The 10,982-nt window shown below is 64.2% G+C and carries 10 protein-coding genes and 1 pseudogene; all 11 read right to left on the bottom strand.

The features are described from left to right. Positions 1-812: FAD-binding protein (locus I5W_RS13435; RefSeq protein WP_044529607.1), on the bottom strand; the 812-nt coding region annotated here is incomplete at its 3' end. Next, the gene (locus tag I5W_RS13430; RefSeq protein ID WP_044529606.1) at positions 809-2,170 is read right to left on the bottom strand and encodes an aromatic ring-hydroxylating oxygenase subunit alpha; all 1,362 of its coding nucleotides are present in this window, start codon (positions 2,168-2,170) and stop codon (positions 809-811) included. The genes I5W_RS13430 and I5W_RS13435, both read right to left, overlap by 4 nt. Before the next feature lie 99 nt (positions 2,171-2,269). After that, positions 2,270-3,058 carry an SDR family NAD(P)-dependent oxidoreductase gene (locus I5W_RS13425; RefSeq protein ID WP_044529605.1) on the bottom strand — a complete coding sequence of 263 codons (789 nt, stop codon included), beginning with the start codon at positions 3,056-3,058 and terminating at the stop codon, positions 2,270-2,272. Positions 3,059-3,076: 18 nt separating this feature from the next. Then, positions 3,077-4,296, bottom strand: a pseudogene (locus I5W_RS13420) (cytochrome P450). 136 nt (positions 4,297-4,432) lie between these two features. After that, positions 4,433-5,299 carry an alpha/beta fold hydrolase gene (locus I5W_RS13415; protein ID WP_044529604.1) on the bottom strand — a complete coding sequence of 289 codons (867 nt, stop codon included), beginning with the start codon at positions 5,297-5,299 and terminating at the stop codon, positions 4,433-4,435. Continuing rightward, positions 5,283-6,416, bottom strand: a complete 1,134-nt coding sequence (locus tag I5W_RS13410; protein WP_044529603.1) for an acyl-CoA dehydrogenase family protein — start codon at positions 6,414-6,416, stop codon at positions 5,283-5,285. Before I5W_RS13410 ends, I5W_RS13415 begins: the two co-directional genes overlap by 17 nt. Before the next feature lie 8 nt (positions 6,417-6,424). Then, a complete protein-coding gene (locus tag I5W_RS13405) occupies positions 6,425-7,624 on the bottom strand; it encodes an acyl-CoA dehydrogenase family protein (protein WP_044529602.1) in 1,200 nt (399 codons plus the stop codon). Positions 7,625-7,635: 11 nt separating this feature from the next. After that, entirely contained in the window at positions 7,636-8,505 is an 870-nt protein-coding gene (locus I5W_RS13400; protein WP_044529601.1) for a MaoC/PaaZ C-terminal domain-containing protein, read from the bottom strand. A 21-nt stretch (positions 8,506-8,526) separates the two neighbouring features. Further along, the gene (locus tag I5W_RS13395) at positions 8,527-9,333 is read right to left on the bottom strand and encodes an enoyl-CoA hydratase (RefSeq protein ID WP_044529600.1); all 807 of its coding nucleotides are present in this window, start codon (positions 9,331-9,333) and stop codon (positions 8,527-8,529) included. 8 nt (positions 9,334-9,341) lie between these two features. Beyond that, on the bottom strand, positions 9,342-10,496 hold the full coding sequence (locus I5W_RS13390) for an acyl-CoA dehydrogenase family protein (protein ID WP_044529599.1): 1,155 nt from the start codon (positions 10,494-10,496) through the stop codon (positions 9,342-9,344). Positions 10,497-10,514: 18 nt separating this feature from the next. Then, a partial coding sequence (locus tag I5W_RS13385) for an acyl-CoA dehydrogenase family protein (RefSeq protein WP_044529598.1) occupies positions 10,515-10,982 on the bottom strand: 468 nt, incomplete at its 5' end.

Here is a 10,982-nt window from a genome sequence, read left to right as displayed (position 1 = left end):
TGCGTGAACCCGCCCGCATTGATCAATACGCCGCCTTTCGCTTCGATCCTGACTTCGCGACCTTCACGCACGGCCACCACGCCGGTCACGCGGCCGTTTTCCACCACCAGCTCCTTGACGAGGGATTCGGTCCACAACGGTATGCCGGAGCGCAGCGCGATCTGCAGCATGCGGCCCTGGATCGCAGCACCGTTGGCCACCAGTTCCTTGCCACTGATCTTCTGGTACATCATGCGCGCGCCGATGGCCAGAGCCTTCTTCTTTCCGGCCCAGGTCCGCTTCATCAGGAACAGGGTCGGGTACTCGTTCGACCCGGCGGGCATCGACGGCCCCTTGTATCGGGACAGCTTCGGCGCCCAGTCACCCAGTTCATGAATGTTGAACAGTTCAGCCATCAGCGAGCGCCCGCGCGGCTCGCCGCCGGGTAACTCGTCGTAGTAATCGGACCAGCCGTCGGCATAGATGAATTTCATGCCATGCTGCTCAAGAAACTCGACCATCTTCGGTCCGGTGCGCAGGAACGCCTCGCGCCGTTGCGGCGACGAACCCGGGCCATCGTAGTCGACCGCCGCATCGAAGTACTGGCGCGCCCGTTCGTACGAATCGTCGACGCCGTGACGCTTCATCACATGGTTGTTCGGGATCCACCAGACACCGCCCGAGTAGCCGGTCGAGCCCCCGACCTTGTCCTGTTTTTCGATGATCAGTGCCTGCTTGCCGAGCGACTTGGCCATCAGGGCGGCGCACATCGAACCGCCGCCGCTGCCCACGATGACCAGGTCGTAGCTGGCATCCCACTGCGGCGACGTCACTTCCCGCCCTCCACGTATTGACGAACCGTCTTGTGGAAGTTCGAGATCACGCTCTCCTGCAACGGATTGGTGCGCGCTGCGGTGAAGCCCCGTGACTTCATGCCCTGCTGAACGTTGATCATGTTCTGGAAATCCTGCCACAGGATCAGGCCGAATTTTTCCAGCGCATTCTCCTTCCATTCATCCTTGCCGTAGTACTGCTCGCGCACGAGAGGCGGCTCGTCACCGGGCGCATAACGCGCCAGCGACATGATGTCGTAGATGCAGGAGTCTGGATCGTCGCCGTCCGGGCGGGAGCGGTAGAACAATGCGCCGTCCGGGTACGGCAAGAACACCATGTTCGGGAACACGTGCCAGTCGGCGCCCGCGCGGCCCAGCTGTTCGAACGAGATATCCGGCCAGCCGGCGCCCGAGCTCTCCGCCGCTTCCTTCTGGTATGCCATCGCCTGGGCCAGCACCGCGAACTGGTTGCCCGTCGGTTCCATTTCCGTCAGCAGGCGCTTGGCGGCGACGTTGTCCCGATCGGTATTGATGGCCTTCAACTGGTCTTCCATCGTCTGGAAAAAGTTGACCAGGCCCTGGCGCACGTCGGCCGGCATCGGTTTGCCGGTCCGGCTCGACGGCGCACCGATAATGCGGGTAGCCGTGGCATAGTTGAACATGCCGTGCTTGCCGTAAGTGAAACTGCGGGTCACGTCGTCGCCCGCCACCTCGAGCAGCTGAGGATGGGTACCGAACACGTGATAGCCCTCGTTAAACGCTTCGAGCGCCACTTTCCAGTTGCAAGGCAGCCGGATCGACTTGTACCAGCGGTAGCGCATCTTCCCGAACTCGAAGCAGTCGGTGATCTCCGGCACCGGCGCCAGGTAGTCGAGCAGCGGTTCGGCGTTCATGTCCATATTGATGAAGACGAATCCGGCCCACTGCCCGACCAGCACTTCCTTGAGCTTCAAATCGCCATCCTGAAAATCCGGGCAGCCGGCATAATCCTCGCGGTCGAGCACGCGGGCAACCGAGCCGTCCAGGTTCCACTGCCAGCCGTGGAACGAGCAATGGAACTTCGTGGCCTTGCCGCACCCGTTCGTGAGGCGGCGTCCACGATGCTGGCAGGCGTTGTAGTACGCGCGGATCTCCTCGGCCGAGGTACGCACCACGATGATCGACTCGCCGATCACGTCGTAAGTGACGTAGTCGCCCACGTTCGGGATCTCTTCGAGGCGACATGCCATCTGCCACACCCTGGGCCACAGGTGCTCGTTTTCGCGCGCCAGGAAATCGCGCGACAGGTAGGCATCCTTACTGACGAAGTCGATGCGGGTGGTGGCGCCGGCGGGCGCGCCAGACGGTGCAGCGGACATGGCTATCTCCTTTTGTAATGACCGGGCTTTTCACTATCGGTCTATTTTGCGAACATCGTTCAAAATAATAAACATCGTGCGAAAAGCTGTCAACGCTCGTCAGCCAATCTGGAAACCGCCGTCGACCGCCAGCAGCTGGCCGGTAATGTAGCGTGCTGCCGGGCCGGCCAGAAACAGCGCTGCGGCCGCGATGTCGGCCGCGTCGCCCATGCCGCCGAGCGGAATCCGTCCCGGGGTGGTCATGGGGCCCTTGATCTCGATCGTGGACGTGGCCGCCTTCGCGCCCGGCGTCAGCACGCCGCCCGGCAAGACCGCGTTGACGCGGATGCCGTCGGCAGCGAATTCGAGGGCGGTAGTGCGAGTCAGACTGTTGACCCCCGCCTTGGACGCGTTGTAGGTGGCGTTGTGGTAAACGGCCGTCTGCAGCGAGGAAACCGAGGAAATGTTGACGATGCTGCCGCCGCGCCCCTGCTCGCGCATACGGCGGATACCCTCGCGCAGACATAGAAAGGTGCCGCGCAGGTTGACCCCGTGCAGGCGATCCCAGAATTCTGTATCGACTTCCATGAAGGGTTTCTTTGGGAAGATGGCAGCGTTGTTGACCAGGATGTCGAGTCCACCGTAGACAGCCGGGGCCTGCTCGAACAGCGCGACCACGTCGGCCTCGCGTGAGATATCGGCCACCAGTGCGCTAGCCTTTGCGCCGCGTGCGACGATCGCGTGCGCGGTTTCATCGGCACGGGCCTGGTCGATGTCGACCACGATGACACTTGCACCGGCGTTGGCGAAGGTTTCCGCGATGCCGCGCCCGATGCCGGCGCCGGCCCCGGTGACGAGCGCAGTCTTTCCGTCGAGCCTGAAGAGAGAATCGTTGTTGTGTGTGTTCATGAAATAGTCTTCAAAAAGTTACTTGACGTCCCAGACGAGCGGCAGGCGGTACAGCGTGCCGTTGACGCCACCGTGCACGCCTGCGCGTTCGCCAGGCTTGACCCGGAATTGAGGAATACGCTTGAGCCACTCCTGCAGGAATACCTTCAGCTCGACGCGTGCCAGGAAGGATCCCGGGCAGCGATGGGGGCCATTGCCGAAGGTGGAATGGATCGGCGTCGGACGCGTGAAGTCGACTTCCAAGGGCCGCTCGAATTTGCGCTCGTCGAGCCCGTGCAGCGTGGTCGCAACAGAATCATCTCGCCCGCCTTGAGCTGCACCCCCTTGTACCTCATGTCGGCCACGACCCGGCGCCCCTGGTTGAACACCGGGAAAGGGGCAGCAGCTCGTCGACCGCCTTTGGCGCCAGCGCAGGGTTATCGATCAGCTGCTGGCGATGGCCCGGGTTCTGGGCCAGGAAAATTGGCGATGAAGCCCATCGCGGAGGCCACCGTGTCCATGCCCCCGATCAGGACCAGGGCGCACAGGCCGCGCAGCTCGATGTCGGTGAGCTCGCGCCCGTCGACTTTCGACTGGACGATATGGCTGATCAGGTCGGTACCTGGATTGGCACGCCGTTCTGCAATTTGTACACCGACGTATTCGAAGATGGCCCCAAAGGCAGCAAGCTTGTCTTCCTCGGATCCAGGGCGAACCATGCGATCGGCCAAGGCAAGCAGCATTTCCCGGTCTGATTCCGGCAACGCAGCCAGCTTCATGAAAATACCGATGGGCAGGTGCTGGGCGAATTCGGTGACGAACTCGCATTCGCCGCGTGCGATGAACCCTTCGATCAGGGCGATCGCGGTGTCGCGGGCCTGCTCTTCCAGCTTGCCCACCGCCTGCGGCGTGAATGCCGGGGCGATGATGGCGCGGTAAGCGGTATGCTGCGGCGGGTCGAAAAAGATCGGTGCCATCGGCGCATGCTCGACCAGCGGCACGGTCAGTTGCTTCGACGAAAAGTGTTCGTAGTCCTTGAGGATGTGATAAATGTCGTCGCCGCGGGTAGCGATCCAGTGACCGCCGTTGCGTGGCGTCCAGAAAATGTCGGGCATCGAGTCGCGGTGCAGGACCTTGAGCGACATATGGTAGTCGTCCGCCGCGTTCGGTGGATTGTAGATATCGAAATCGTGGACCAGGTGAGGTGGAATGTGAGCCGGTGCCGGCGCCTGTTCCGGGGCCGAAGCGGGGTGTGCCATGACTGTCTCCTTATTGACGGCTGATGATCAGCGTATTCAGTATTTCTGAACGACGTTCAAATAATAGCGCAGTCTGGAAGAATTGGCGTCACCTCCGGAAAATATTTGTTTCCGTTAGCGGGGTGCCGCGCACGGCTCAGGCGAGCAGCGCGCGCAGTACCGCAACCAGCGCCAGCGGCTGGTCGATCATCAGGTGGTGGTGCGCAGCCGGTATCACGATCGGTCCGCGTACCCGGGGACTGGAGGTCAGCGCCGCCACCACCCTTTTGGCGTGTGCCGGTGACTGCACGACACTGTGCTCGCCACACACGATGTCGACCGGCACCGTGATCTTCGCCAACAGGGCAGCGGCGTCGCGCTCGAACAATGCATAGGGCAGCGCGCGGTCGAACTTCCAGTTCCAGCCCCCGGGGACTTCCCTGATGGAATGACGCCCAAGGTGCTCGCGTACATAGAATTCGCCAGGTTGTTCGGGCAGGAGGCGGAAGCGCCCCATGGCCGCCTCGAAGGTCGGATACGGTTCCGTGCGGCCGTAGCGGCTCTGGCCGCGCGGGATGACGCGATCGTCGATGGCGACGTAGCTGTCGAGAATGATGGCGTGTGCGATCCGCTGCGGAAATTCAGCGCAGGCCCGCAGCACCCGCATGCCGCCGTAGCTGTGACCGACCAGCGTGGCGCGCGCCACGCCGGCGTGATCGAGCACGCTGCGGATGTTGGCAGTGAATTCGCCGCCGTCGTAGTGCTGGCGCGCGGCGCTGTCGCCCATGCCGGCGAAGTCGAGGGCATAGACACGGAAACGCTCCGTCAGGAAGGGCGCAACTGCATCCCACCAGCGGGAATGGGCGCGGTAGCCGTGCGCGAGAAGCAGCGCGTCCTTGTCGCTATCTTCTGGATTCCAGCAACGGTAGGCCAGCGCTCCTGCCGGATCGGGCAGCACGTACTCGTGCGCCCTATGCGCCAGCGCCGCCTGGAACCAGGCCGGCGCGTCAGAGGGTTTCGCCATAGAGCTCTACGTGGTGTTCGGTATTGCCCCAGGTCATGTCGATACAGGTCAGACGCTTGGCATACCAACCCACCGACAGCTCATCGGTCATGCCCATGCCGCCATGGAGCTGGATCGCCTGCTGGCTGACGAAGCGTCCGCTGCGCCCGATCATCGCCTTGGCCGCCGACAGCGCGCGGCGCCGCTCCACGCGGCTGCTGCCTTCGAGCCGCGACGCGGCAAAATAGACCATCGCGCGCGCCTGCTCGACCGCGCTCAGCATGTCGGCAGCACGGTGTTGCAAGGCCTGGAAGCTGCCGATCGGCTTGCCGAACTGCTTGCGCGTTCGCAGGTATTCGAAGCTCAGTTCGGCCAACTGGGTCATGCAGCCGAGCGCCTCGGCACACAAGGCGAACAGCCCACGGTCGACGGTTTCCTCCAGCAGTGCGAAGCCGGCGCCGGCCTCGCCGATCAGGGCGTGCGGACCGAGCTGCACATTGTCGAAAACGATCTCGGCGCTGCGCCGGCCGTCAAGCGTCGGAAAACCGCGCACGGTCACACCGGATGCCCGGGCGTCAACCAGGAACAGGCTGATACCGTCTTGCTCGTCCAGCGCGCCTTCGCTGCGTGCCGAAACCAGGAGCACATCGGCACCGGCGCCGTCCAGTACGACGCCCTTGCGTCCATCGAGCACATAGCCGCCGTCCTGGGAACGTGCTGTGGTGGCGACCTGCCACAGGTCGAAACGCGCGCCCGGTTCGAGCGCTGCCAGCGCGACCATGATGCTGCCCTCGGCGATGCCGGGCAACAGCTGCGCCTGCTGCGCGGGGCTGCCGGCGCTGCCGATCAATCCGGCACCCAGCACGCTGGAAGAGACGAAGGGTTCCAGCACCAGACCACGGCCGAAGGCTTCCATTACGATCATGGTCTCCACGGGCGTGGCGCCCATGCCGCCGAATTCCTCCGGCACGTTCAGGGCCAGCAGTCCCATGTGCGCCAGGCGCGCCCAGTTCTCGTCCGACCAGCCGGCCGCGCTGGCGGCAAGCTTGCGGCGGGCCTCGAAGCCATATTCCTTGTCGACGAAGCGCTGCGCCAGGTCGGCCAGCATTTGTTGCTCTTCATTCAGGGTAAAGTCCATGTTTGTCCTCAAAGCCCCAGGATCATCTTGGCGATGATGTTTTTTTGGACTTCGGTGGCGCCGCCATAAATCGAGATCTTGCGCCAGTCGAGGTAGTGCGGCGCCAGCGCATTGAGCAACTCGCCCTGCGCGGTGTCGCCGCTGTAACCAGGCTCGAGCGCCTCGGCCACGAACGGCAGCGCATACGGGCCGGCGCATTCCATCAGCAGTTCGGTCAGTTCCTGCTGTATCTCGGAACCGCGGATCTTCAGAATCGACGCTTCCGGGCCCGGGGCGCGCCCCTCCTCCTCCGCCGCGATCAGGCGCAGCAGCGACCAGTCATGTGCGATCAGGTCTATCTCGACCTTGACGATGCGGTCGCGGAAACGCGGATCGTGCAGCAGCGGCTTGCCGTGCTTGCGCTCGCTCGCGGCGATTTCCTTCAGACGCCGCATGAAGCGCTTGCAATTGCCCAGACCGGCGATATTCGTGCGTTCGTGACCGAGCAGGTACTTGGCGATGCTCCAGCCACGATGCTCCTCGCCCACCAGATTTTCGAGCGGCACCTTGACGTTGTCGAAGAAGACTTCGTTGACGTCGTGGCCGCCGTCGAGCGTCTTGATGGGACGTACACTCACGCCCGGCGTGGCCATGTCGATCAACAGGAAGGAAATTCCCTCCTGCTTGCGTCCGCTGGCATCGGTGCGCACCAGGCAGAAGATCCAGTCAGCCCACTGGGCGAACGACGTCCAGATCTTCTGGCCATTGACCAGGTAGTGACCCTCCGCGCTCCGCTCGGCGCGGGTGCTCAGCGCAGCCAGGTCGGAACCGGCGCCGGGTTCGGAATAGCCCTGGCACCACCAGTCTTCCATCCACAGGATGCGTGGCAGGAAGCGCTGCTGCTGGGCAGGGGTGCCGAACTTCTGCAGCACCGGGGCCACCATCGACAGACCGAACGGCATCTGGCGCGGTGCGCCGGCGGCAAAGCATTCCTCGTCGAAGATATTGCGCTGGGCCGCGCTCCAGGCAGCACCGCCGAACTCGCGGGGCCAGGCCGGTGCGCCCCAGCCGTGCGTGGCCAGGATGCGCTGCCAGCGGACGTAATCCGCTTTCTCAAGGTGCTGGAAATTCAGGACCCGATCGCGCAGGTCGTGAGGCAGGTTCGCCTCGACAAAGCTGCGCACCTCTGCCCGGAACGCCTTTTCGTGCTCGGTCTCGCGTAGGTCCATGGGGCGCTCCTCTATGCCAATTCGACGATGCCATTGTTGAGCACGACGGCCTCGCGTGCTGCGACCCTGGCCCGCAGGCGCCACATGGTATCGCTTTCGCGCCAGAACTCGAATTGCACCTCCTCGCCCGGATAGACCGGCGCCGTGAAGCGCGTCGCCAGCCGCGTCAGACGCGAGGCATCGTTGCCGGCACAGACGCGCAGCGCCGCGTAGCAGGCCATCCCGTAGGTGGCCAGGCCGTGCAGGATCGGACGCGGGAACCCTGCCCTGGCCGCTACTTCAGGATCGGCATGCAATGCGTTGCTGTCGCCCGACAGACGGTACAGCAGCGCGGCCTGGGGCGGCGTGCTGACCGACCACTGGGCATCGGATGCGCGCTCCGGCACCGCAGGGAGCACCTCCGGCGGCGCATCGCTGACGCCGTCCGCGGCGCTGAAACCGCCGTCGCCGCGCAGGAAACTGACCTGCCGCACTTCAGCCAGGATCGCGCCGCCGGCTTCATCGACCAGCTCGCGCAACTGTTCCACCACGGCGCCCTTGCCGGCCCCCTTGTCGACGACGCGGCTCACCCGTGTGCGACTGCGGATATGCGCTGCCGCCGGGATCGGCCGCAGCCAGCGCACGTCCTGTTCGCCGTGGACCAGCTTCACGTAGTCGATGCCGGTCTCCGGGTTGCGCATCCACGACTTCGGCCAGGCTAGCGCCGCGGCGAAGGTAGGGAGCGCCTGCAGGTTCTTTTCGTAGACGTAGCGCAGTTGCTCGGGGTCGAGCGGGTCGGCACCGATACCCAGGCCCAGCGCATACAGTATGGTGTCGCGTTCGGTATAGTGCTGCAGCACATCTTCGATCGGCCAGTTCTTAATGGTTTGATAGTCAAGCATGGGAATCTTTCGGTAAAGGGCTCAAGTGCCGCTGAAGTTCGGTTTGCGTTTTTCGAGGAAGCTGGCAATTCCTTCCCGATAGTCGTCGCACTGATTGGCGATCGGCATGTCGAGGCCAGCCGCCATGATTGCCTCGTGCGGTGTCTGGAACGGGACCTCCCACATCTGCTGCTTCATGACCCGCATCGAGCGCGGCGAACAGTTTTCGGCCAGGTCGCGCGCATAGGCATAGGTTTCCTCGACCAGCTTCTCGGCCGGGATGGCCCGGTTCACGAGGCCCATGCGCTCGGCTTCCCTGCCCTTGATCTTGCGGCCGGAGAGCAGAAGCTCCAGCGCGTGGGCGTGCCCGGCACGGTGGGCGAGGATCCAAGCCATGCCGTATTCGGCGCTCAGGCCGCGCCGCGCGAACGCCGTGGTGATGGTGGCGTCTTCGGAGGCGAAGCGGATATCGCAGAACAGCGCGTGGATCAGGCCGATGCCGACTGTCGCGCCGTTGAGCATGGCGATCACCGGCTTCGGAATCGCCGGGTAGTAGGAGCAGCGGGTCTGCCAGTCGGCGCGCACCCGCATGTCGAACGGGCGCGGCAGCTTGGTCATGAGCTGGTTCGGATCGCCGCCGAAACTGTGGATGTCGCCGCCGGCGCAGAACGCCTTGCCGGCGCCGGTGAACACGATGACCCGCACCTCGGGATCGGTGCCGGCCGCCTGCATGGCGGCATAGACTTCGGTCGCCACCGTGTCGTTCCAGGTGTTCAAGTGCTCGGGGCGATTGATGGTGATGGTTGCGATACGCTCCTTGACCTCGTACAGGATGGCTTCGTAGCTCATGTTCGGCCTCAGGCGTCTGTGCAAATCAGTCCGCCGGCTTGCGCCAGTGCGGCCAGGTGATGCTCGGCGTCGCCGAACATCAGGTCGATGATGCCGAGGCGGCGGAAGTAATGCCCGGCCTGGCATTCCTCGGTGACACCAATGCCGCCGTGCAGTTGCACCGCCTGCTGGCCGATGAATCGCCCAGCGCGCCCGATCTGGATCTTCGCGGCGGCAATGCTGCGGCACCGCTCGTCGGGGTCCGGGTCGGACGCCATCATGGTGGCGAACATGGCCATGCTGCGCGCCTGCTCGAGCATCACAAGCATGTCCACCGCGCGATGCTGCAGCACCTGGAAACTACCGATCACGACACCGAACTGCTGGCGCGTCTTCAGGTATTCCACGGTCTGCTCGTGTGCGACCGCCATCGCTCCCACGCTTTCCGCGCACAGGGCGGCGATCGCCGCGTCCACCACCCGTTCGATCAAAGGCAGGGCCATGCCCGGCTCGCCGATCACATCGTGCTCGCTCACCTTCACGTCCTTGAGTACGATATCGGCAGCGCGCAGGTGGTCCTGGGTCAGGTAGCCTTTGCGCGTCACACCAGGCGCCCGAGCGTCCACCAGGAACAGCGCGATGCCCTCCGGCGCACCGCGCGCACCGGCGACGCGTGCCGACACCACCAACTGGTCAGCGCTGTCGCCATGTAGTACCAGGCACTTGGCGCCGTTGAGTACATAGCCGCCCTCGACCGCAATTGCGCTGGTGCCCACGTCCGCGATCCGGTAGCGAGCCTGTCGCTCGGCGTGGGCGAACGCGAACAGCGTGCTGCCGTCGGCGATTTTCGGAACCCATGTCGCGCGCTGGCCGGCACTGCCACCCAGGCGCAGCAGGCCGCCGCCGAGCACGACGGTCGCAAGGTATGGCTCCACTGCCAGCGCGCGTCCCAGTGCTTCCATGACGATCATGGTTTCCACCGGACCGCCGCCAAAGCCGCCGTCTGCTTCGTCGAACGGCAGCCCGAGCAGACCCATGTCGGCCCACTGCGCCCAGATGGCGCGGCTGAAGCCGCCCGGCTCGCCCAAATATCGGCTGCGCTGTTCGAAGCCGTACTGGTCGCGCACCATGCGCTCGACACTGTCCTTGAGCATGCGCTGCTCGTCGCTCAAATCAAAATCCATGGAGCTCTCCGTATTGGCCTATAAGCCGAGTATCGACTTGGCCAAGATGTTTTTCTGAATCTCGTTGGAACCACCCACGATCGAGACGTGGCGCGCAAAGTAATAGTTCGGCGCGATCGTCAATGCCCATTCCGGCTCGCGCATCGGCTCTGCACCGGTCAGGTAGCCAGGATCGAACGGAATCGCGTCGGGGCCGGCCACTTCCAGCAGGAGTTCGGTCGCCAGTTGCTGCAGCTCCGACCCCTTGATCTTCAGGATCGACGTCTTCGGATCCGGCCCGGCGCCCGCGGTGGACTCGGCGATCACCCGCATCTGCGTCATCTCCAATGCCTTGAGCTCCACTTCGAGCGACGCCACCCGCTCTCGGAAGCGGACGTTGTCCCACAACACGCCGTCGCCGTCGGGAACCAGTCGGGCGAGTTGTTTGGCACGCTGCACGCGCGCCTTCGAAACACCGACCCGGGCGATGCCGCTGCGCTCGTGGCT

The organism is Herbaspirillum sp. B65 (assembly GCF_000333555.1).
Classification (GTDB): domain Bacteria; phylum Pseudomonadota; class Gammaproteobacteria; order Burkholderiales; family Burkholderiaceae_D; genus Herbaspirillum; species Herbaspirillum rubrisubalbicans.
Note: the sequence above shows the minus strand (reverse complement) of the source record. Positions and strands in the feature narration are given on the sequence as shown.